The organism is Cupriavidus sp. GW822-FHT06G04 (assembly GCF_058799075.1).
The window spans coordinates 1-22,162 of sequence record NZ_JBXALD010000022.1 but is presented as its reverse complement, the minus strand read 5'-3'; the positions used below and the strand labels follow the sequence as shown (position 1 = coordinate 22,162).

The window sequence follows — 22,162 nt, the reverse complement described above, 5'->3', positions numbered from 1 at the left end:
GTCGAACGCGCGTCGGCCAGGCGCCGACAGCCAGCCGTATCCTGACGGGCTATGATCGCCGCAGCCCTCCGCACGATGCGCTGCAGGCGCTGGACCCGGCCACTGCGCGGCGCGTGCGGCATGACGAACAAGGAGACCGCCATCGCTGCCTGGCATTCCGATATTCCCGCGCGTCTGGATCGACTGCCGTGGTCGGCGTGGCACTGGCGCGTCGCCATCGCGCTTGGCATTGCCTGGGTGCTCGACGGCCTTGAGGTCACGCTGGTCGGGTCGGTGGGCGCCGTGCTCGAGCGGCCCGACACGCTCGCGCTGAGCGCCACGCAGGTCGGCTGGTCGGGCTCGCTGTATATCCTCGGCGCGGTGTGCGGAGCGCTGGTATTCGGGCGCATGGCGGACCGTCTTGGCCGCAAGCGGCTGTTCCTGGCCACGCTGGCCGTCTATATGGCCGCGACGCTGGCTACCGCGTTTTCGCCGAATTTCGCGTTTTTTGCGGTATGCCGTTTTGCCACCGGGCTCGGCATCGGGGGCGAATACGCGGCGATCAATTCCGCCATCGACGAACTTATTCCCGCGCGCGTGCGCGGCCGCGTCAATCTGGCCATCAACGGCAGCTTCTGGCTCGGCGCTGCGCTGGGGGCCGGGCTCAGTCTGGTATTGCTGGATCCGCGCGTGTTCGGTCCCGTGCATGGCTGGCGCGTGTGTTTCGCACTCGGCGCCGTGCTGGCCGTGGCGATCGTATTGATCCGCCGCCATGTGCCGGAAAGCCCGCGCTGGCTGACCACGCACGGCCGTCACGACGAAGCCGCGCGGGTGATCGACGAGATCGAAGCCGAGATATCGCGCCGACACGGCAAGCTGCCGACCGTTGCCGCGCATGCCACCGTGGCCTACGCCGGCAAACCCGTCCCGGCGCTCAAGGACATCGTGCCGTTGCTGTTGCGCCGCTATCGCACGCGCAGCATCGTCACGTTCGCGCTGATGGTGGCGCAGGCGTTTTTCTACAACGCCATCTTCTTCACATACGCGTTGGTACTGACGCGCTTCCAGGGCGTGCCCGAAGAACGCGTGGCGCTTTATATCTTCCCGTTTGCGCTCGGCAATGCATTGGGGCCGCTGGTATTGGGCCCGCTGTTCGACCGCATCGGCCGGCGCAAGATGATCGCGGTCACGTACGTGCTCTCGGGCGTGGGGCTGGCCGCCACGGGCTGGGCATTCATGCAGGGCTGGCTCGATGCGCGGTCGCAGGCGCTGTGTTGGTCGGCCGTGTTTTTTCTGGCCTCGGCTGCCGCCAGTTCGGCCTACCTGACCGCCAGCGAGGTGTTTCCGCTGGAAATGCGCGCGCTGGCGATTTCGGTGTTCTATGCCATCGGCACCGGCACCGGCGGATTCGTCGCCCCGCTGCTGTTCGGCATGCTGATCGAAACCGGCAGTCGCGGCGCCGTGGCGATCGGCTATGGCATTGGCGCCGCGCTGGTGATCATCGCCGGAACGATGGCGCTGCGCTACGGTGTCGATGCGGAAAGGCGACCGCTCGAAGAGGTCGCGCCGCCTTTGGGAACGGAGCGGTAGCCGTTTTGGGGCGGTCTGGCGTGCGGGTTCGTTTTTCGCCGCATCGCGTCCTTTTATTATGTAATAGCATATCTACACCATTATTTATATGTTATTTCATAATTTCAAAACCGATGCTATGCTTTGTCATAACCACATCGACCACGCATGGCTTCCTTCTACCAATCCCTCCAACAACTGCGCCGCCGCCGGGCCCTATCGCTGGCCGAAGTCGGGCGTCTGATCGGCATGGCGCCGTCGAACCTGTCGGTCGCGCTAAGCGGCAAGCAGGATGTGCGCGCATCGACACTCAGCTCCGTAGCCGCCGCACTCGACGCCGAATGGGTGCTCGTTCCCAAAGAGCAACTGGAAGCCGTGCAGCAGGTGCTGGCCGGCAAATCGACCGGACCGGACCGCGCGGCGCCTACGTCGATCGATCTGTTGCTGGGAGATGAATCGTGACGGACGGCCTTCGCCCACGCTATCTCGCCGTCCACCTGCACGGCATACTCTGCGGCTACCTGTGCGAAGCCGGCCGCACCACGCGCTTCGTACCCAGCGAGCAGTTCCGCGGCGACAGCGCACGCCCCACGCTCAGTCTTTCGCTGACCATCCCTGGCAACGAAGCGCTGACTGCCACGATTCTGTCCAATCCATTTCATCCGGCGCTCTACAACACCCAGGGCGAATTGCCGCCCTACTTCGCCGGGTTGCTGCCCGAAGGGGAACTGCGCAAGCGCCTGGAAGCAACCCGCCACCATCCCGATGACCGCGACGATTTCGGCGTGCTGGCGGCCGCCGGCGAGGACTTGCCCGGCGCACTGATCGTGCGGCCCGCCGATATCGCGACGCTGCCGGACCACGTGCGCACGGTCGGTGTGACCGGCGGCGCGGACAATCTGGAAGTGGCCGTGGTGGAAGGCGCAACCGAAGGCGCGGCGTCGGTTTCCGGCGTGCAGAACAAGCTGGCCCTGTCCACCGCGCATGCCGGCAAGCGCTATACGATGCCGGCGCACGGCCGGCTTTCGGACCTGATCGCAAAGCTGCCGGCGCGCAACGACGACAGCCAGATCTTCAATGAATACGTGTCGATGCAGCTGGCGCAGGCGGCCGGCATCGCGGTGGCCGTGTGCCGGCCGCAACCGCTCAGGGCCATCGACGTGCCCGGGCTGGCCGACGCGCTTGGCGCCGACCTGCACTTCCTGGCCGTGGATCGCTTCGACCGTGAACCGGGCGGCCGCGTGCACGCCGAAGACGGCTGCCAGGTGTTGACGCGCATGCCGGCTCGAAAATACGCGGGTAACGACGCCTACGTGGCCATCGTGCGTCTGCTGGAACGCCTAAGCGTGCGCGGCATCGAGGACGTGCGGCAGTTTTTCATGCGGCAAGCCGTCAACACGCTGATCGGCAACAGCGACGCGCACTTAAAAAACTTCTCGTTCCTCTATCGAAACGGCACGATGCCCGAACTGTCGCCGGCCTACGACATTGTCTGCGTGGCCGCGCTGCCCGGTTTCCAGGCGTTCGGCCAGAACGTGGCCATCGATGTGCTGCAGCGTCAACAAACCCTGGAAACGTACCGCCGCTTCGCGCAGGAAGCGCGCATCGCCGAACGGATTGCGCTGGCGGCCGTAAAAGATGCGGTCTCGCTGGCGCAGGATCGGTGGCCGGCGTTGCTCGATTCGCTGCCCACCCCGCCCGCCATGAAGACCGCGGTGCTCGACCGCCTGCGCACGCTGCCGCTGGCGCGCCTCAGCCGGCGCTAGCCCCGGCAGTCGACGCGCGGCCCGGCGTCGCATCGCGCCGCACCAGGTCCCGCATTTTGAGAATCGTCGCATATCCGCGGGCTTGCGTCCGGCCGACAATCGATGGGTCGGTCGGCGGTGCAGGCAGTTGCAACGCTGGCGCCTGCTTCGCTAACTCAACCCGTCCAAGACCAGATGCTGCCCATGAATCGCGTCCGCCGCGTCGGAAGCCAGGAACGCCACCGCGCGCGCCGCGGCGCCGGTCGACACCCACATCGCAGGGTTGGCGGACGGCATGGCGTGCCGGTTTGCCGGTGTGTCCAGGATGCTGGGCGCAATGCTGTTAACGCTGATACCGGCGCCGCGCACTTCGTGCGAAAGGCTCTCCACCAGCCGCTGCAACGCACTCTTGGATGCGGCATAGGCACCCATGGTCGCGGCGCCCGTCGATGCGCCCCGCGCGGACACGGCCACCACCTTGCCGCGGCGCTGGAACATCATCGCGGGGATGAAGTGCCCGGTCACCGCGATAAACGACCATGCGTTCAAGTCCATCATGCGCATCCACGATTCCCGGCTCAGCGCGTGCGTGGGCTCGCCCATTTCAAACCCGCCCGCCACGTGCACCAGCACATCAACCGTGCCAAACGCATCGAGGATGGCCGCCGCCACCGGCGCCATGGCGGTGTCCGACGTCACATCGGCCGCATGCAGCAAGGTGCCGCCGTGATCGGGTTCGGGATGGGCAAAGACGCTCTGCAGTTGCTGCAGCTCGCGGTCGATCAGCGCCAGCCGCGCGCCCTCCGCGGCAAACCGCGCCGCAATTGCGCGGCCCAGCGCACCGGCGGCGCCCGTGATCACGACATGACGGCGTGCGGCATTGGCTTGCATGGCGAACTCCGGAAACGGGGTTCCTCAACCATAGTGCCTGCGCCCGGCACGCGCCAAATGCCGCGGCGCGCGCAACTGTACAGCGCCATGTGCCGTGATCTGTGTATGGCCGACCATGCGCCTTTGGGGCAAGATGCGCCACCGCCCGGCACCGGGCCCTTTGTTTTCAGGACGCGAATTGCCCTTCAGCCGCATCAAACAAAGCGACACCCTGCTGGCCGTGCTGGCCCTGATCGGCTCGATGGCATCGCTATGCGTCGGCACATCATTTGCCAAAAGCCTGTTCGGCGCGATTGGCGCGCAAGGCACGGTGGCGCTGCGCGTGGGGTTCGCGGCGCTGATCCTGATCTGCGTATGGCGGCCATGGCGCATTGCGCTGTCCGGCGCGCACGCGCGCGCCATTGCCCTGTACGGCGCGGCGCTGGGCGCAACGAACCTGCTGTTCTACATGTCGCTGCGCACCATACCGCTGGGCCTGGCCATCGCCATCGAATTCACTGGTCCGCTGGCCGTGGCGGTGTTGTCGTCGCGCCGCGCCATCGACTTCCTCTGGATCGCCTGTGCTGTCGCAGGACTGATTCTGCTGTTGCCGCTTGGCCAGGCGTCCACGCATCTCGATCCCGTCGGGATCGGCTTCGCGCTGGCGGCGGGCGTGGGCTGGGCCCTCTATATCGTATTTGGCCAGATGGCCGGCAGCGCGCACGGCGGACAGGCCACCTCGCTGGGGATGACGATGGCCGCGTTGGTGGCATTTCCGTTTGGCGTCGCCCACGCAGGCGTCGAGTTATTCAGCCCCGCGTTGCTGCTGTCCGGGCTGGCGGTGGGCCTGCTGTCCAGCGCCATCCCGTATTCGCTGGAAATGGTGGCACTGAAACGCCTGCCGCGCCGCACCTTCGGCATCCTGCTAAGCCTCGAACCGGCAATGGGCGCGCTGGCCGGTCTGGCGTTCCTGCACGAACAACTGACGCCGGTTCAGTGGGTGGCCATCGCGGCGATCATCACCGCGTCGATCGGCTGCACGGCGACATCGCGCGGCAAATCGCAGGCTTGACCGCGGTCCGCCGCGGCGCTGCAGAGTCGCGCGGCGCATCCTTGGGCTCGGGTAACCGGGGCGAAGAAATGCGGCGGAGACAGCGGTTTCGTGGCTTACCTCGCCGCAAACCAGTCCAGGGGCAGCCAGTCGTTGCGCACGCGCTTGGGGGTCTCGTGCAGCGTCAGGCTGACTTCATGCAGACGGCTGTCCTCAGGGTTGCGTCGGGCGGAAAAGCCGCAGTCGCGCATGATGGCCAGCATGCGACGGTTCTCGCTGAGCACATCACCACGCATGCCATGCAGACGGCCAGCACGCGCCAGTTGTTGCAAGCGCTGGATCAGCCGGCGGCCAAGTCCCTGGCCCTGCCAGTCGTCGGAGACCACTACCGCAAGCTCGGCCACGCCGTCCGGGTTGACCACATACTCGGCGTTGGCCACGATCGATTCGCGCCCGTCGGCGGCACGGTGGGTCACCACCACTGCCACATCGCGCCCAGGGCGATGGTGGACAAATCCGCGGATGGTGTCATCGGCCACGCGTCCGCCGGTCAGGAATCGGAAATATCGGCTTTCCATGGACAGGGCGTCGACAAATGCACGTAGTCCTGCATAGTCGCCAGAGCGTGCCGGCCGCATTGTCACCGAGACGCCGCCGCGCACCGTCCAGTTCTCTTCGGCAACCGCTTCGGCAACCGCTTCGGCAATCGGCCCGCCTGCGGCGTCGTCATTTCCCGGGTATCCCATCGCCCACCCCTAACTACATTTTTAATAGTCAGAACTATAGTCGAAACCCTGACTTTTGCAAATGAAGTTAGCCTGCTATGCTGAAACGCATGACGACCGAATCGCCACCCACTTCTGAGCCTACCTCCTCTGCGGCCACCACCTCTGCGCCGACCACCGCTCCGTCGACGCCCATCATCGCGCAGTTCGCCGACTGCTCGATCGCGGCGGCGCTGTCGCTGATCGGTGAAAAGTGGACGATGCTCATCTTGCGGGACGTGTTTTCGGGCGTGCGCCGATTTGACGATTTTCTTACCCGCCTTCAATGCTCGCCGGCCGTGCTGTCGGCGCGCCTGAAGACGCTGACCGACGCCGGACTTCTGCGCAAGGTCGGATACCGGCAGCCGGGCGAGCGTGAGCGCTTTGCCTATCACCCCACGCGCGCGGCAGTGGAACTGCTGCCGGTGCTGGTCGGGCTGATGCAATGGGGCGACGCCCATATGAAAGCCGACGGCCAGGGACCGGCCGAGGTCCGGTCGCGCGTGAGCGGCCTCAGGGTGCGCGCGGCACTGATTGATGAAGCGGGCGAACCGGTTGCGCCGTCCGACATGCAATTGATGGCGAGGCCTGTCGCCGGCACCGGCCGGGATTAAGCCGGACCAGGTCTGGCGCCAGACCCGCCGCTGAACGGCACGCACTGCGCACCGCCGACGCACATTGCACTGCACCATCCCCGTGCGGGCGCCCCAGTCTGGCGCCGCACCAGGATGCGCTCAAGCGTATCGATCGGCACAATTTCGCCGGTCATCCGTGGCTTCCCCTCCTGAAAGTTCCCAGAACGATACGCGCTACCGCTGGCACAACGCTTGCGTGATAGAGCGCGGGCCGATCAACGGCGATCCGCCCACCCCACACAGCGCGGCCGCTATGCCATGTAGCGGTCGTCAGGACAACGGCGTCCCCAGAACTGGCCCCATGCGGCCAGGCTCTCGGGACGCCATTTGTTTTTGGAGCCCAAGGATGAACGGCAAAGCCACCCGGATCGATCTGCTCAGTCTCAAGACGCCGCAGATGCGCGCCTTCCATCTGACCTGGATGGCCTTTTTCGTCTGCTTCTTTGCGTGGTTTGCGTGCGCGCCGCTGATGCCGGTGCTGAAGGGCGAATTCGGCCTGACGCCGGGCCAGATCGCCAATATCAATATTGCCGCCGTAGCGGTGACCATCCTGGTGCGCCTCGTGATCGGGCCGATGTGCGATCGCTTCGGCCCCCGCAAGACCTACACCGGCCTCCTCGCCATCGGCGCCATCCCCGTAATCGGCGTGGCCTTTGCGCAAAACTACGAGACGTTCCTGTTCTTCCGTCTGCTGATCGGCGCGGTGGGCGCCAGTTTCGTAATCACGCAGTACCACACGTCGGTGATGTTCGCGCCCAACGTGGTGGGCACCGCCAATGCGGCGTCGGCCGGCTGGGGCAACGCGGGCGGTGGCGCCGCGCAAGGCGCGATGCCGCTGCTGCTGGCCGCCGTGCTGTTCCTTGGCGTCGATCATGCGCTCGGCTGGCGCATCGCGCTGATCGTGCCGGGCGTGCTGATGCTGGTCATGGCCGTTCTCTACTGGCGTTTCACACAGGACTGCCCCGAAGGCAATTTCTCGGACCTGCGCGCACGCGGCGTCGCCGTCAGCGGCGGCAAGGGCGGCGGCGGTTGGGCAAGCTTCCGCGCGGCCAGCGCCAACTATCGCGTGTGGATGCTGTTTGTCACGTACGGCGCCTGCTTTGGTGTCGAGATCTTCATCCATAACGTCGCCGCCACGTTCTATGTCGACCGCTTCGGCCTGTCGCTGTCCGCCGCGGGCATGGCCGCCGCCAGCTTTGGCCTGCTGGCCCTGTTTGCCCGTGCGCTGGGCGGCTATGTGTCCGACAAGGTGGCAAAGCGCAGCGGACTCGATGCGCGCGCGGTCGTGTTGTTCGTCTTCATCCTGGGCGAAGGGCTTGGGCTGCTGGCCTTTGCCCACGCATCGGGCGTGGCCACCGCGCTGGCCGCCATGCTGATGTTCGGCCTGTTCACCCATATGGCATGCGGCGCCACCTACGCGCTGGTGCCGTTCATCGATCGCAAGGCACTTGGCGGTGTGGCCGGCATCATCGGCGCTGGCGGCAATGTCGGCGCGGTGGCGGCTGGCTTCCTGATGAAGGGCCTTGGCGATCTGCAGTTGACGCTGACGTATCTGGGCGTTGCCGCCACGCTGGCCGCACTGTGCGCGATTGCCGTGCGCTTCAGCGCGGAGCACAAGGCTCAGGAACAGGCGCTGTACGACAGCGCGCTGGCCAACTGAATCACGTTACGACACTTCGGGACAAGGAAAGCATCATGAAGATCATCATCGTCGGGCATGGCATGGTCGGCCACAAGTTGCTGGAATGCCTGGCCGAGGCCGGCGCTCGTGACCTCCACGTGACGGTGCTCTGCGAAGAGCCCCGCCCCGCCTACGATCGCGTCCATCTTTCCGAATTCTTCGCCGGCAAGTCGGCCGACGACCTCTCGCTGGTAGCGCCGGGCTTCTTCGATGCGCACGACAACATGGTGCTGCGGCTCAACGCCCGAGCCACCGCCATCGACACCGCTGCCAGGACGGTGACCACGTCCACCGGCGAGACGCTGCCCTACGACAAGCTCGTGCTGGCCACCGGGTCGTATCCGTTCGTGCCGCCGCTGCCCGGCAACGATCGCAAGGACACCTTCGTCTATCGCACCATCGAGGATCTGGAAGCGATGCGCGAATGCGGACAGCGCGCCAAAACCGGTGTGGTGATCGGCGGCGGCCTGCTGGGGCTGGAATGCGCCAAGGCGCTGCGCGACATGGGCCTGGCCACGCACGTGGTGGAATTTGCGCCGCGCCTGATGGCCGTGCAGGTCGACGACGGCGGCGCCCGCGTGCTGCGCCAGAAGATCGAGGCGCTGGGCGTAAAGGCCCACACCGGCAAGAACACCGTCGACATCGTCGATGGCGTGGACGGCACGCACCGGATGAATTTCGCCGACGGCACGCATCTGGATACCGACATGATCGTATTCTCGGCCGGCATCCGTCCGCGCGATGAACTGGCGCGCAGCAGCGGTCTCGCCGTAGGCCCGCGCGGCGGCATCGTGATCGACAATCACTGCCTGACATCCGATCCGAACATCTACGCGATTGGCGAATGCGCGCTGTGGGACGGCAAGATCTACGGGCTGGTGGCGCCCGGCTATGACATGGCGCGCGTCGTGGCGCGACATCTGCGCGGCGACATCGCGGATGGCGTGGCGTTTGCCGGCGCCGACATGAGCACCAAGCTCAAGCTGATGGGCGTGGACGTGGCCAGCATCGGCGATCCGCATGGCAATGTGCCGGGTAGCCGCTCATACCAGTTCACCGACGAACGCAAGCAGGTCTACAAGAAGCTCGTGGTGTCCGATTGCGGCAAGTATCTGCTCGGCGGTGTGCTGGTTGGCGATGCTGCCGAATATGGCACCTTGCTGCAAATGATGCTGAATCGCATCGAACTGCCGGAATCGCCGGAATTCCTGATCCTGCCTTCATCCGACGGCAAGGCAAAGCCTGCGCTGGGCGCCGACGCATTGCCAGACACCGCGCAGATCTGCTCGTGCAACAACGTCAGCAAGGGCCAGATCTGCGCGGCCGTGGGCGACGGCGCCACCAGCATCGGCGCGATGAAGTCGTGCACCAAGGCCGGCACCGCGTGCGGCGGCTGCGTGCCGCTGGTCACGCAAATCATGAAAGCCGAGATGAAAAAGCAGGGCATGGCCGTCAACAACCATGTCTGCGAACACTTCCCGTACTCGCGCCAGGAGCTGTATCACCTGGTGCGTGTAGGCAAGTTCAAGACCTTCGACGACCTGCTGGCCGCCCATGGCAAGGGGCTTGGATGCGATATCTGCAAGCCCACCGTGGGCAGCATCCTGGCCTCGTGCTGGAATGAATTCGTGCTCAAGGAAGAACACGCCAGCCTGCAGGATTCCAACGATTACTTCCTGGCCAACATCCAGAAGGACGGCACGTATTCGGTGGTGCCGCGCATGCCGGGCGGCGAAGTGACACCCGACGGCCTGATCGCCGTGGGCCAGGTCGCCAAGAAATACGGCCTCTACACCAAGATCACCGGCGGCGCGCGCGTCGACATGTTTGGCGCCAGACTCGAAGAACTGCCGATGATCTGGGAAGAACTGATCGCCGCGGGCTTCGAATCGGGCCACGCCTATGGCAAGTCGCTGCGCACAGTGAAGTCCTGCGTGGGCTCCACCTGGTGCCGCTATGGCGTCGACGATTCGGTGGGGCTCGCGATCGACATCGAGAACCGCTACAAGGGCCTGCGCGCGCCGCACAAGATCAAGTTCGGCGTATCGGGCTGCACGCGCGAATGCGCCGAAGCGCAAGGCAAGGACGTCGGCATCATCGCGACGGAAAAGGGCTGGAACCTTTACGTGTGCGGTAATGGCGGCATGAAACCGCGCCACGCGGAACTGCTGGCCGGCGACCTCGATCGCGCCACGCTGATCCGCTACGTCGACCGCTTCCTGATGTTCTACGTGCGCACCGCGGACCGGCTGCAACGCACCAGCACATGGCGCGACAACCTCGAAGGCGGGCTTGACTACCTGAAGTCGGTGGTGATCGACGACAAGCTCGGCATCGGCGCCGACCTGGAAGCCGAGATGCAGCACGTGGTCAACACCTACGAGGACGAGTGGAAGCGGGCCATCACCGATCCGCAAACCCGCCAGCGCTTCCGCCACTTCGTCAACAGCGACCTGCGCGACGACAACCTCGTGTTCCTGGAAGCGCGCGGGCAGATTCGCCCGGCAACGCCGGAGGAACGGAAATTGCAGCGGTCCCGCCTGAGCCACATCCCCGTGGTTGCCGTGCCCGCAAATGCAGCTTGATACGAGGAGAACGTGATGAGCCAAGCCCACCATCCCGAGACCTGGACCGCGATTTGCACCTTGCGCGATATCGTGCCCAATACTGGTGTCTGCGCGCTGGTCGGCCGCCAGCAGGTTGCGGTGTTCCGCATCGGCCGCGGCGAAGACGTGTATGCGATCGCCAATTTCGATCCCAACGCGCAGGCCAACGTGCTGTCGCGCGGCCTGGTTGGCAGCCTCGGCGACCGCTTGGTGGTGGCCTCGCCGATCTACAAGCACCATTTCGACCTGCGCACCGGCGAATGCCTTGAAGCCCCCGAACACGCCGTTGATGCGTATGCCGCGCGCGTCTACGACGGCAAGGTGTGGGTGGCGACGTCGGCGACGCAACGCGCCGCGGAAGAAGAGCTGGCCGCCTGAAGCGCAAGCCTCATCCCACCCAGCACAACGCAGCCCTTTTCGCACTTCTCGCCCCACAGGAAGCCGCCCATGACGTCGCACGCTATGTCCCATGCCAAACCCAGACTGGTCGTTGTCGGCAACGGCATGGCCGGCATGCGCACGGTCGAGGAACTGCTGAAGCTGGCGCCGGACCTGTATGACATCACGGTGTTCGGCGCCGAGCCACACGGCAACTACAACCGCATCCTGCTGTCGCCGGTGCTGGCCGGCGAGAAGACCGTCGACGACATCATGCTGAACTCGCGCGAATGGTACGCGCAGCACGGCATCGAACTGCTGGCTGGCGATCCGGTCGTGTCGATCGACCGCCCACGCCGCAGCGTGCGGTCGGCATCCGGCCGCGAAGTGCGCTACGACCGCCTGCTGCTGGCCACCGGATCGAAGCCGTTCATCATCCCGGTGCCCGGCCACACGCTCGACGGCGTGATCGCCTTTCGCGACATCCAGGATGTGCAGGCCATGCTCGATGCGGCGCGCAATCATCGCCACGCGGTGGTGATCGGCGGCGGCCTGCTCGGGCTTGAGGCGGCCAACGGGCTGATGCGCCAGGGCATGGACGTGACCGTGGTGCACCTGTCCGACTGCCTGATGGAGCGCCAGCTCGACAAGCCCGCCGCCGCGCTGCTCAAGGGCGCGTTGGAACGCAAGGGCCTGCGCTTTCTGCTGAACGCGCAGACCGCCGGAATTCTCGGCGCGGACCGCGTGACCGGCGTGCTGTTCAAGGACGGCACGCAAATTCCGGCGGACCTGGTGGTGATGACGGCAGGCGTGCGCCCCAATATCGAACTGGCCGCCAGCGCCGGCCTGCGCTGCGAGCGCGCCATCGTGGTCGACGACACGCTGCAGACATTCGATCCGCGCATCTACGCGGTAGGCGAATGCGTGCAGCATCGCCAGGCCACGTTCGGTCTGGTGGCGCCGATCTGGGACCAGGCGCGGGTGTGCGCCGCGCATCTGGCCGGCGCCGGACATCGCCGCTATGTGCAGCAGGCCACGGCCACCAAGCTCAAGGTGACCGGCGTCGACCTGTATTCGGCAGGCGATTTCATCGGCGGCGAAGGCAGCGAAGACCTGGTGCTGCGCGATCCGCGCCGTGGCATCTACAAGCGCCTGGTGCTGCAGGACGGGCGGCTGGTAGGCGCGGTGCTGTATGGCGATGTGCGGGACGGGCCGTGGTATTTCGAGCTGATCCAGTCCGCCCGTCCGGTGGGCGCGCTGCGCCAGCGGCTGCTGTTCGGCCAGGCACAGTGCGAGGCGCTAGCCGCCTGATCCCCCTCATAACCAGGGCGCTTTCGTCGCCCAGCGAGACCGACCCGTGAACCTGTCCGATATCTCCGTGGTTGCCACCACCGCCACTGACACCGTGCGCACCACCTGCCCATACTGCGGCGTCGGCTGCGGCGTGCGCGCCACGGTGCGCGCCGACGGCCAGGTCGAGGTGCAGGGCGATGCGGATCACGCATCGAATTTCGGGCGCCTGTGCGTCAAGGGATCCGCGCTTGGCGAAACCGTCGACCTGAACGGCCGCCTTCTCCATCCGCAGGTGCGCGACGCCGATGGATCGCTGCGGCGCGTCAGTTGGGACTCCGCGCTCGACAAGGTCGCGCGTGGCTTTGCCGACGTCATCGCCAAACACGGTGCCGACGCCGTCGCGCTGTACGTGTCAGGGCAGATCCTGACCGAGGACTACTACGTCGCCAACAAGCTGATGAAGGGCTTCATCGGCTCGGCCAATATAGACACCAATTCGCGCCTGTGCATGTCGTCGGCCGTGGCGGGCCACAAGCGCGCGTTTGGCGAGGATCTGGTGCCCTGCAACTACGAGGATCTGGATCAGGCCGATCTGGTGGTGCTGGTGGGATCGAACACCGCGTGGTGCCATCCGATCCTGTTCCAGCGCCTGACGCGCGCCAAGGAAGCGCGGCCCGCCATGAAGATCGTGGCGATCGATCCACGCCGCACCGCAACGTGCGAGCTGGCCGATTTGCACCTGCCGCTGCGCGCGGGCAGCGATGTGCGCCTCTTCAATGGGCTGCTCAGCTATCTGGCGCGTCACGGGCACACCGATGAGGCATTTGTGCAGACCCACACCGAAGCGCTGGGCGACACGCTTGCCGTGGCCGATGCCGATGGCGCCGACATGGACGCGCTGGCGCGCGCGTGCAAGCTCGATGCGCAAGACGTGCGGGCCTTCTTTGAGATGTTCGCCGGCACGCAAAAGGTCGTGACCGCGTTCTCGATGGGCGTGAACCAGTCGTCGTCGGGCACCGACAAGGTCAACAGCATCATCAATTGCCATCTGCTGAGCGGACGCATCGGCAGGCCCGGCATGGGCCCGTTCTCTCTGACCGGCCAGCCCAACGCGATGGGCGGGCGCGAAGTGGGCGGACTGGCAAATATGCTGGCCGCGCATATGGAACTGGCCAACCCGATGCATCGCGATATCGTGCAGGATTTCTGGGGGTCTCCGGCCATGGCGGACAAGCCCGGCCTCAAGGCGGTGGACCTGTTCGAGGCTATCGAGCAAGGCAGGATCAAGGCCGTCTGGGTGATCGGCACCAACCCGTTGGTCAGCCTGCCCGCTGCCGACCAGGCCCGTCGTGCGCTGGCCGCCTGCGAGCTGGTGGTGGCATCGGACATCGTCGCCGACACCGACACCAACGCTGCCGCGCATGTGCTGCTGCCCGCGCTGGGTTGGGGCGAAAAGGACGGCACCGTGACCAACTCGGAGCGCCGCATTTCGCGCCAGCGCGCATTCCTGCCAGCGCCCGGCGAAGCGCGCGCCGACTGGGACATCCTGTGCGACGTTGCGCGGCGCATGGGCTTTGCCGGCTTCGACTATGCGGGGCCGCACGAGATTTTCGACGAACATGCGCGACTCAGTGCGTGGCGCAACGGCGCCGACGACGCGCGACACGCGCCGCGCATGTTCGATATCGGCGGCTTGGCCGGATTGGACAAGGCCGCCTACGACGACTTCGAACCACGGCAATGGCCGGTCCGCGCCGCCGCACCCGGGCAGACGGCGCAAATGCCGGAACTATCCGGACTGCCGGAAACATCGGGAACGTCGCGTCTGTTCGAGGATGGGCGCTACGCATTTGCCGATGGCCGCGCGCGTTTCGTGCCGACCGCATCGCGCGCACCAGCCCACGCGGCCGACGACGACTTCCCGCTGATACTCAATACGGGCCGCGTGCGCGACCAGTGGCACACCATGACGCGCACCGGCAAGGCAGCGCGGCTGAGCGACCATATCCCCGAGCCGTTCGTCGACATGCACCCGCAAGACGCGCTGCTGTGCGGCGTGGGCGAAGGCAAGCTGGCGCGCGTGACCAGCCGCTGGGGTGCGATGGTGGCACGCGTGCGCTGTGGCGGCGGCATTGCACGCGGCAATGTGTTCGTGCCGATTCACTGGAACGACCAGTTCAGTTCGGACGCCCGCGTCGGCGCGGTGGTCAATCCCGCGGTGGACCCGGTGTCCGGCGAGCCGGAGTTCAAGCACACGCCAGTGCGCGTCGAGGAATTCCGGGTCTCGTGGCATGGCTTCGTACTGAGCCGCCAGCCCGTTGACACCGATACGCTGACGTACTGGACGCGCATCCAGGGCCGGCAATTCCAGCGCCACGAATTTGCCGGACGCGACGCCATCGCCGACCGCGGCGCATGGGCGCGCCAGTTGCTTGGCGTACACGACGCCGAAGCGGACTGGCTCGAATACGAAGACCGCGCCGCCGGCGTCTATCACGCGGGCTATGTGGTCGATGACAAGATCGAGGCTTGCATCTACGTCTCGACCCGTGCTGAGCTGCCGTCGCGCGCATGGCTGTCGCAGTTGTTCGGGCAGAGCCGGCTCGAAGACAGCGATCGCATCGGCCTGCTGCTGGGCCAGCCGCTGGAAGAAACCGCCGATGCCGGGCCAACCGTTTGTTCGTGCTTCGGCGTGGGCCGCAACATGATCTGCGATGCCGTGCGCAAGCACGATCTCAAGACAGCCGCCGAAATCACTGCCTGCGTAAAGGCAGGCGGCAACTGCGGCTCGTGCGTGCCGGAACTGCGCAGGCTGCTGGTGGAAATCCGCGTGGCCGAAGAAACCGCCTGATCCACCACTTCCGCCACTTCCACCCCACCCACCGAATCCATCGCATCCACCGGATCCACCGGATCCACCCGATCCGGCTAAGTCTGCACGCGCTACCGGCGCGACACGGGCCCCGGCGCCTGTCGCGCCTTTTTCATGCCCGAACCTTGACATTTCGTCCACCTCTATACAAACTGTCCAGCATCATTGATGTCAGGGATGGGCAGCGCTCATGGCAAAACGCACCGCTGAACAGCGTGTATTGCTGGACCAGGTCAAGCAGATCGCCGACGGGCTGGGTCAGACGCTCGCGCCCTTTTGCGAGGTCGTGGTGCACGACCTGCTCGATCCGGAGCAATCGATCCTGGCAATCCACAACAACCTGTCGGGCCGCGAGGTGGGCGATCCCACCACCGAACTCGGCCAGGCGCGCATTACCGACCCGGATTACCCGCAGGTACTGGCCAACTATGCGAACCAGTTTGCCGATGGACGGCAGGCCAAAAGCACGTCGATTGGCATCAAGGACGGCAGCGGTCGCTATATCGCCGCGCTGTGCATGAATGTCGATCTGACGCTGTTTCGCAGCCTGCAGATGGCCATGGGCCAGTTCGTGCAGACTGCCGCCGAAGGCCCGAAGGAAACGCTCGACCCCACCGGCGCCGACGCACTGCGCGCCCGCATCGATGCCTTCGCGGCGCGCCTTGCTACCACGCCGCGCGCATTGAAGACCGAAGAGCGGCGCGCGCTGCTGGGCGAACTGAAGACCTCGGGTCTGCTCGATGTGCGCCGCGCCATGGAAACCATCGCGGCGCATCTCGGTGTGTCGCGCGCCACCGTCTACAGTTATGCACGCTGACATGCCCGCCACTTCCCACCCGCACGGCAACCACGCCGACACCGCCGCCGCGCAGTTGCTGCTGCTGGACAAGCACGCCGTCGAAGCGGCGCTGCTGCCCGACGACGTCATGGCAGCCGTGCGCGAAGCATTCGTGCTGCACAGCCATCGCGAAGGCCGGGTGTTCCCGGTGATCCGCGAAAAACTCGCCACCGGCGGCGTGTTCGGCATCAAGGCGGGCGACGTCGGCAAGCAGAACCTGCTTGGCTTCAAAGCCGCAGGATTCTGGCCCGGCAATCGCGCGCGCGGCGGCGAACCGCATCAGGCCACCATCGTGCTGATCGATCCGGCCACCGGACGCCCGCTCTGCGTGCTTGACGGCAACGCCATCACCACCGCGCGCACGGGCGCGGCGGGCGGCCTCGGCCTCACTGCGCTGGCGCGCGCCGACAGCCGGCGTTTGTGCGTGTTTGGCACGGGCGTACAGGCGCGCGTGCAGGTCAGCTACGCGCTGCGCCTGATGCCGTCGCTTGCCGAGCTGCGATACGTAAGCGCCAACGGCGCGCGCAGCGCCGCTTTCGAAGCGCTGTTTGCCGATCGTTGCCGTGTGACGCTGGCCACCGACCGCAACGCCGCAGTGGCCGATAGCGACGTGGTCATCACCGCCACGCCCGGCGGCGGCCCGCTGTTCGATGCGCACGCCGTGCAGCCGGGCACGCATCTGACCTGTGTGGGCGCCGATACCACCGGCAAGCGCGAGCTGCCCGAAGGCCTGCTGGAACGCGCGCTGATCGTGGTTGACGACCTCGACCAGGCACGCAGCATCGGCGAATGCCAGTGGGCGCCGGAGCTGCCTTGCGCCGAGTTCGGCGACGTGCTGACCGGCGCGGCGACGATTACGCGCAAGCCCACCGACATCACCGTTTTCGACATGACCGGACTGGCGCTGCAAGACCTGACGGTCGCACGCTTCCTGCATGAACGGGCCCTGGCCGATGGCGCCGGCACGCGCATGGCCTGGCCCTGGTAAATCCACCGCACTGCAACCCTGACCAACATGACGACCATTTCCCTGCCCACCTACGCGGATGTCGAAGCCGCTGCCCAGCGCATCGCCGGCCACGCCAATCGCACGCCAGTCAATACGTCGCGTACGCTCAACGACATGCTCGGCGCCGAGGTGTTTTTCAAATGCGAGAACTTCCAGCGCATGGGCGCCTTCAAGTTCCGCGGCGCCTTCAACGCGCTGTCAAAGTTCACGCCCGAACAGCGCAAGGGCGGCGTGGTGGCATTTTCGTCGGGCAATCACGCGCAGGGCATCGCACTGTCGGCCAAACTGCTGGGCATGCCGGCCACGATCGTGATGCCGCACGACGCGCCCGCGGCAAAGATCGCTGCCACCAAGGGCTACGGTGCCAACGTGGTGGTCTATGACCGCTACAAGGAAGACCGCGAGGCGATTGGCCGCAACCTCGCCGAGAAAAACGGCATGACGCTGATTCCGCCCTACGATCATCCCGATGTGCTGGCCGGCCAGGGCACGGCGGCGAAGGAACTGTTCGAGGAAGTGGGCACGCTCGACGCGCTGTTCACGCCGCTCGGCGGCGGCGGCCTGCTTTCGGGCACGGCGCTGGCCACGCGCGCACTGGCGCCGCAGTGCAAGTTGTACGGTGTCGAACCGGAAGCCGGCAACGACGGCCAGCAATCGCTGCGCAGCGGCTCGATCGTCCATATCGACACGCCCAAGACGATTGCCGACGGGGCGCAGACGCAGTATCTCGGCAACTACACGTTCGGCATCATCAAGCGCGACGTCACCGACATCGTCACCGCATCGGACGCCCAGCTGGTGCAGGCGATGCGCTTCTTTGCCGAGCGCATGAAGATGATCGTCGAGCCGACCGGCTGCCTTGGCCTGGCGGCCGTCACGCAGATGAAGGACGCGCTGAAAGGCAAACGCGTCGGCGTCATCATCAGTGGCGGAAATGTCGATATCGCCCGCTTTTGCGAATTGATGGGCGGCTAAATGAATGGGGCGGCAGGCGGCTGGTGGCGTCTGCGCCCTACACTTCTTCCGACGGCTGGGCGGGGGCCGGGGCCGTTTGCTCCGGGTCCAGCTGCATGAAGATCCACGCCGATGCGGAGGTGATCAGTCCCACGCAGATAAAGGTGGCGTGGAACGCGGGCAGCACGTCGAAGTGATGCGATCCGATGCCGGCCTGGAAGGTGGCCAGCAGCGCGCCCGCCGAGGTCACGGCCAGGCTCATCGACAGCATCTGCACCATCGACAGCATGCTGTTGCCGCTGCTGGCGTTCACGCCGCTCAGGTCCTTCAGCGTGACCGTGTTCATGGCAGTGAACTGCACCGAGTTCACCGCGCCGAAAATGGCCAGTTGCACCAGTACAATCGGCAGCGGCAGCGTTGGGGAAATCAGCGCGAATGACGCCATCACCAGTCCCACCACGAACGTGTTGGTCACCAGCACGCGACGATAACCGAAGCGTTCGATCAGGCGCGTGGCCAGCCGCTTGGACGCCATGCCCGCCACGGTGGTCGGCACCATCATCATGCCGGCGTTCAGCGGCGAATAACCGAGACTGACCTGCAAGGTCAGCGGAATCAGGAACGGCATCGCGCCGTTGCCGATGCGCGCAAACAGGTTGCCCAGCAGGCCCACGCTGAACGCGTGAATGCGGAACAGCTTCAGCGGGAACAACGGCGTCTGACTCTTGTTGGCGTGCAGGACATAGGCGGTCAGCGCCGCCATGCTGGCAATCAGCAGCATCAGCACAGTGGCGTGCTGGAAGCCCATCTCGGCCAAACCATCCAGCGAAAACGACAGCGTGACCATCGCAATCGCCAGGAACGCATAGCCGGTGGCGTCGAAGCGGCCGATGCCCGGCAACCGCGCGTTGGGCATGTACCGCACCGTGGCCAGCGCGCCAATGATGCCGACAGGCACGTTGATCAGGAAGATCCAGTGCCACGAAAACGTCTGCGTGATCCAGCCGCCCAGCGTCGGTCCGATCAGCGGACCGATCATGCCCGGGATGGCGACAAAGCTGAGCGCCTGCAGATATTGTTCGCGCGGAAATGTGCGCAGCACGGATAGCCGTCCCACCGGCAACAGCATCGCCCCGCCCGCGCCCTGCACCACGCGCGCGGCGGTCAGGAACGGCAGCGTGGGCGCCCACGCGCACAGCAGCGATCCCAGCACGAACAGCCCGATGGCAACCTGAAAAATGGTGCGCGTGCCAAAGCGGTCCGCCAGCCAGCCGGACGCCGGGATGATCACGGCCATCGTCAGCGAGTACGCGATGATCACCGACTGCATGCGCAGCGGGCTTTCGCCAAGGCTGCGCGCCATCGACGGCAAGGCGGTGTTGACGATCGTCGAGTCGAGCGTCTGCATGAAAAAGCCGACGGCCACCACCCACAGCATGATGCGCAGCTTGGGGTCCTGGGGCATGGTGTCGGTCTGGGCGGGGGGCGTGGCTAGCGACATGGCGTCGACACGGGGGCAGCGGCTAAAGGTGCAACCTTAGGCCCGTGGCGCGCGGCTGGCAAGTACGGGTGGCGAAGATCGCCCGCTTCGCACGCCGGACCGATGCGCGGCGCGCTCACATCGAGGCGCGCATGCCCACGAAGAAACGGCGTCCCGGCGCGGGTTCGTAGTAGCGGCCGTTGGCTTCGTTGACGATCACCGAGCCGATGTAGTGGCGGTCGGCCACGTTGTCGATACGGCCAAACACATAGAGTTGCGTGCCGCCGAGCTTGAACGTGTAGCCGGTCTTCAGGTTAAAGATGAAGTAGCCCGGCGCGGCCTGCGTGTTGAGATCGTCGGCGTATACCTTGCTGTCGGCCTTGGCTTCCACGCCAACCATCCACTGTCCCCAGGGACGGTAGGTGATATCCGCGCCGAAGCTGTGGCGCGCCGTGCCGGGCAGCCGATTGCCGGCCGCGACGGTTGCGCCCTGCGCGTTGACGAACGACTCGCCGAAATACGCATCGAGATAGGTGTAGCCGAGCCCCGCCGTGAAGCGCTGCGCGGCGCCGAACACACCGCGCCATCCGAGTTCGAGGCCGCGGCGGCGCACGCCGTCGACATTCTGGTAGACCGTGCGGCCGTTGTCGTTCGATAGCGGCACCACTTCGTTGTGACTGTCCGCATCGAACAGCGCCGCTTCCAGCCGCTGACCACCTGACTGCCATTTCATGCCGATTTCACCCTGGCGGCTGGTTGATGCCTGCAACCCCAGATTGGCGCCAGTGCCGCCGGGGCCATAGGCCACTTCGGTCAGCGTCGGCGTTTCGAAGCCGCGGCCAAGATTGGCGTAGACGTTGAGCGTTTCATGCGCGTGCCATACCGCGCCCAACACGGGGCTGACATTGTGATACGTCGACGTGCCGCTGTCATCGGGACTTGCCGCCGTGATGAAATGATCGTCGATGCGCAACCGCACCATGCTGGCCCGCACGCCGCCCACCAGTTCCCAGGCCGGATGCACGGTCCAGTTAAATTGCGCATACGCGCCATAGTCGGCAGCTTCGTCGGTTTCGTCCCGCCGCAGAGCGCCCTGTTGCCCGTTGTTGTTGACGTAGCCATGGCGCGCATCGCGCATGCCATTGGCTTCGATGCCGGCGGTCCACTGCAGTGGCAGGCCGTTGGCGGTAGTCTTGCGCGTCCATGACAGCGCGCCTCCGCCATAGGTGCGATCCAGATCGACGATGCCGCCCGCCGACGACGGCGCCGCGCCGCTAAAACCGAGCCGCTGCGTCAACTGGCGGCCGCCGCCGTAGAGCCGAAAGCTAAGGCTGTCGCGCTCGCCGAGTCGATGGTCGACGACCACACCGGCCTGCGTCTGCTCCACTTCCTTGCCGGTGTTGAACTGCGTGGCGGCGGCCACGGACTGGCGCGGATTGGCTTCGGCTTGCGCACGGGTCAGTCCGAGCGGATCCTCGGCCAGTGGCTGGTTGAAGTAGTTGAATTGTCCGGTGATGCGGGTCGCGGACGTCGGCTGCGCGACGATCTTCGCATTGAGCTGATAGCGCCGGGCGGCGCTGTGATCGCGATAACCGTCGGTCTGATAGGTCCACGCGTCGAGTGTGCCGCCAAGCTTGTCGTTGCCGCCGCCTAGCGACACGCCGGCCTGCCATTGCCCATCGGAACCGAAGCCCGACGAAGCCCTGCCGGTGAAACCCTTGGTGGGAGGATCAGGTGTGAATACCTGCACGACGCCGCCCGATGCGTTGCCGTACATCTGCGCGAACGGTCCGCGCAAAATCTCCACGCGCTCCGCATTGGCCAGGTCGAAGGTGGACGCTTGTCCCTGCCCATCGGGCATGGTGGCCGGGATGCCATCGACGAACAGACGCACGCCGCGCACGCCGAAAGTGGATCGGCTGCCAAAGCCGCGCACGGCGATCTGCAGGTCCTGCGAATAGTTCTGGCGATCGCGTACGGCAATGCCGGGGCTGGTCAGCGTCAGTTCGGAAAGATTGACCAGAGGCGACGTGGCCGTGAACGGGTTGACCGCGATGCTGTCGATGGCGGCTGGCGCATCGAAGCGGCGCTGCTCGTTGCGGCTGGCGCTGACCACGACGTCGGGCAGCGTGGCGGTTTCCTGCGCATCGGCGGGCGAACAGACCGCCAGCGCCGACGGCACGAGCCAGCTGGCGATGGCCAGGCAGCGGCGTTCGAGAATGAATGACAGGGTGCTGCCGGTAGCGTGCATGGGGGCGCGTTCCGAAAGATAGACACCTCGCACGCGCGACCATCGCGCGTGGCGCATAGTCTACCCTCAGTCGCCGCGCCCCTGCCCTACAGGCAAATACCGACTGCGCCGCGCGCCTCAGTTGCCAGCGTCGACCAGCGTGCGGGCGTCCACCACCTTGTCGCGGTACGCTTCGAAGATCCGCCGC

Annotated in this window: 17 protein-coding genes; 13 read left to right on the top strand and 4 right to left on the bottom strand. The window is 65.9% G+C overall.

Annotation, left to right across the window (positions count from 1 at the left end):
* Positions 1 to 120: 120 nt before the first annotated feature.
* The 3 genes from AC1RKI_RS29390 (at position 121) to AC1RKI_RS29380 (ending at position 3,314) form a co-directional block, all read left to right on the top strand.
* Positions 121 to 1,569, top strand: coding sequence for an MFS transporter (locus AC1RKI_RS29390; RefSeq protein WP_084004184.1), 1,449 nt, complete (start codon positions 121 to 123; stop codon positions 1,567 to 1,569).
* Between the two features lie 147 nt (positions 1,570 to 1,716).
* The gene (locus tag AC1RKI_RS29385) at positions 1,717 to 2,010 is read left to right on the top strand and encodes a helix-turn-helix domain-containing protein (protein ID WP_099047635.1); all 294 of its coding nucleotides are present in this window, start codon (positions 1,717 to 1,719) and stop codon (positions 2,008 to 2,010) included.
* A complete protein-coding gene (locus AC1RKI_RS29380; RefSeq protein WP_341249605.1) occupies positions 2,007 to 3,314 on the top strand; it encodes a type II toxin-antitoxin system HipA family toxin in 1,308 nt (435 codons plus the stop codon). Before AC1RKI_RS29385 ends, AC1RKI_RS29380 begins: the two co-directional genes overlap by 4 nt.
* Before the next feature lie 150 nt (positions 3,315 to 3,464).
* On the opposite strand, the gene AC1RKI_RS29375 is transcribed toward AC1RKI_RS29380, so the two are convergent.
* Positions 3,465 to 4,184 (bottom strand): SDR family NAD(P)-dependent oxidoreductase, encoded by a 720-nt coding sequence (locus tag AC1RKI_RS29375; RefSeq protein WP_061959107.1) that lies wholly within the window; start codon positions 4,182 to 4,184, stop codon positions 3,465 to 3,467.
* A gap of 178 nt (positions 4,185 to 4,362) precedes the next feature.
* Between AC1RKI_RS29375 and AC1RKI_RS29370 the strand changes: the two genes are divergently transcribed.
* Positions 4,363 to 5,235 carry an EamA family transporter gene (locus AC1RKI_RS29370; protein WP_492798337.1) on the top strand — a complete coding sequence of 291 codons (873 nt, stop codon included), beginning with the start codon at positions 4,363 to 4,365 and terminating at the stop codon, positions 5,233 to 5,235.
* Positions 5,236 to 5,330: 95 nt separating this feature from the next.
* Here AC1RKI_RS29370 and AC1RKI_RS29365 read toward each other — a convergent pair whose 3' ends face one another.
* Entirely contained in the window at positions 5,331 to 5,960 is a 630-nt protein-coding gene (locus AC1RKI_RS29365; RefSeq protein ID WP_492798335.1) for a GNAT family N-acetyltransferase, read from the bottom strand.
* Between the two features lie 77 nt (positions 5,961 to 6,037).
* Here AC1RKI_RS29365 and AC1RKI_RS29360 point away from each other — a divergent pair, with 77 nt between their 5' ends.
* The 9 genes from AC1RKI_RS29360 to AC1RKI_RS29320 all read left to right on the top strand — a co-directional run bounded on the left by AC1RKI_RS29360 (position 6,038) and on the right by AC1RKI_RS29320 (position 18,265).
* Positions 6,038 to 6,592 carry a winged helix-turn-helix transcriptional regulator gene (locus tag AC1RKI_RS29360; RefSeq protein ID WP_492798333.1) on the top strand — a complete coding sequence of 185 codons (555 nt, stop codon included), beginning with the start codon at positions 6,038 to 6,040 and terminating at the stop codon, positions 6,590 to 6,592.
* 367 nt (positions 6,593 to 6,959) lie between these two features.
* Positions 6,960 to 8,273, top strand: coding sequence for an MFS transporter (locus tag AC1RKI_RS29355; protein WP_150982727.1), 1,314 nt, complete (start codon positions 6,960 to 6,962; stop codon positions 8,271 to 8,273).
* A gap of 35 nt (positions 8,274 to 8,308) precedes the next feature.
* Positions 8,309 to 10,879 (top strand): nitrite reductase large subunit NirB, encoded by a 2,571-nt coding sequence (nirB, locus tag AC1RKI_RS29350; protein WP_492798331.1) that lies wholly within the window; start codon positions 8,309 to 8,311, stop codon positions 10,877 to 10,879.
* 15 nt (positions 10,880 to 10,894) lie between these two features.
* The gene (gene nirD, locus AC1RKI_RS29345) at positions 10,895 to 11,278 is read left to right on the top strand and encodes a nitrite reductase small subunit NirD (protein WP_150982723.1); all 384 of its coding nucleotides are present in this window, start codon (positions 10,895 to 10,897) and stop codon (positions 11,276 to 11,278) included.
* Positions 11,279 to 11,347: 69 nt separating this feature from the next.
* Complete coding sequence (locus AC1RKI_RS29340) at positions 11,348 to 12,589, top strand: NAD(P)/FAD-dependent oxidoreductase (protein ID WP_492798329.1); 1,242 nt, start codon at positions 11,348 to 11,350, stop codon at positions 12,587 to 12,589.
* Positions 12,590 to 12,635: 46 nt separating this feature from the next.
* Entirely contained in the window at positions 12,636 to 15,422 is a 2,787-nt protein-coding gene (locus tag AC1RKI_RS29335; RefSeq protein ID WP_492798327.1) for a molybdopterin-dependent oxidoreductase, read from the top strand.
* Positions 15,423 to 15,633: 211 nt separating this feature from the next.
* A complete protein-coding gene (locus AC1RKI_RS29330; protein ID WP_150982719.1) occupies positions 15,634 to 16,260 on the top strand; it encodes a helix-turn-helix transcriptional regulator in 627 nt (208 codons plus the stop codon).
* 1 nt (position 16,261) lies between these two features.
* Positions 16,262 to 17,269 (top strand): ornithine cyclodeaminase family protein, encoded by a 1,008-nt coding sequence (locus AC1RKI_RS29325; protein WP_492798325.1) that lies wholly within the window; start codon positions 16,262 to 16,264, stop codon positions 17,267 to 17,269.
* Between the two features lie 27 nt (positions 17,270 to 17,296).
* Entirely contained in the window at positions 17,297 to 18,265 is a 969-nt protein-coding gene (locus tag AC1RKI_RS29320; RefSeq protein WP_150982715.1) for a threo-3-hydroxy-L-aspartate ammonia-lyase, read from the top strand.
* 37 nt (positions 18,266 to 18,302) lie between these two features.
* On the opposite strand, the gene mdtD is transcribed toward AC1RKI_RS29320, so the two are convergent.
* Entirely contained in the window at positions 18,303 to 19,745 is a 1,443-nt protein-coding gene (gene mdtD, locus AC1RKI_RS29315) for a multidrug transporter subunit MdtD (protein WP_223506172.1), read from the bottom strand.
* 115 nt (positions 19,746 to 19,860) lie between these two features.
* Positions 19,861 to 21,975 carry a TonB-dependent receptor family protein gene (locus tag AC1RKI_RS29310; protein ID WP_492798322.1) on the bottom strand — a complete coding sequence of 705 codons (2,115 nt, stop codon included), beginning with the start codon at positions 21,973 to 21,975 and terminating at the stop codon, positions 19,861 to 19,863.
* Positions 21,976 to 22,162: the final 187 nt, after the last annotated feature.

Excerpts from the sequence above, each read along its gene's own strand:
- AC1RKI_RS29390 (WP_084004184.1), top strand. The coding sequence starts at position 121 with ATGACGAACAAGGAGACCGCCATCGCTGCCTGGCATTCCGATATTCCC.
- AC1RKI_RS29385 (WP_099047635.1), top strand. The coding sequence starts at position 1,717 with ATGGCTTCCTTCTACCAATCCCTCCAACAACTGCGCCGCCGCCGGGCC.
- AC1RKI_RS29375 (WP_061959107.1), bottom strand. The coding sequence starts at position 4,184 with ATGCAAGCCAATGCCGCACGCCGTCATGTCGTGATCACGGGCGCCGCC.
- AC1RKI_RS29365 (WP_492798335.1), bottom strand. The coding sequence starts at position 5,960 with ATGGGATACCCGGGAAATGACGACGCCGCAGGCGGGCCGATTGCCGAA.
- AC1RKI_RS29360 (WP_492798333.1), top strand. The coding sequence starts at position 6,038 with ATGCTGAAACGCATGACGACCGAATCGCCACCCACTTCTGAGCCTACC.
- AC1RKI_RS29355 (WP_150982727.1), top strand. The coding sequence starts at position 6,960 with ATGAACGGCAAAGCCACCCGGATCGATCTGCTCAGTCTCAAGACGCCG.
- nirB (WP_492798331.1), top strand. The coding sequence starts at position 8,309 with ATGAAGATCATCATCGTCGGGCATGGCATGGTCGGCCACAAGTTGCTG.
- nirD (WP_150982723.1), top strand. The coding sequence starts at position 10,895 with ATGAGCCAAGCCCACCATCCCGAGACCTGGACCGCGATTTGCACCTTG.
- AC1RKI_RS29340 (WP_492798329.1), top strand. The coding sequence starts at position 11,348 with ATGACGTCGCACGCTATGTCCCATGCCAAACCCAGACTGGTCGTTGTC.
- AC1RKI_RS29330 (WP_150982719.1), top strand. The coding sequence starts at position 15,634 with ATGGCAAAACGCACCGCTGAACAGCGTGTATTGCTGGACCAGGTCAAG.
- AC1RKI_RS29325 (WP_492798325.1), top strand. The coding sequence starts at position 16,262 with ATGCCCGCCACTTCCCACCCGCACGGCAACCACGCCGACACCGCCGCC.
- AC1RKI_RS29320 (WP_150982715.1), top strand. The coding sequence starts at position 17,297 with ATGACGACCATTTCCCTGCCCACCTACGCGGATGTCGAAGCCGCTGCC.
- mdtD (WP_223506172.1), bottom strand. The coding sequence starts at position 19,745 with ATGTCGCTAGCCACGCCCCCCGCCCAGACCGACACCATGCCCCAGGAC.
- AC1RKI_RS29310 (WP_492798322.1), bottom strand. The coding sequence starts at position 21,975 with ATGCACGCTACCGGCAGCACCCTGTCATTCATTCTCGAACGCCGCTGC.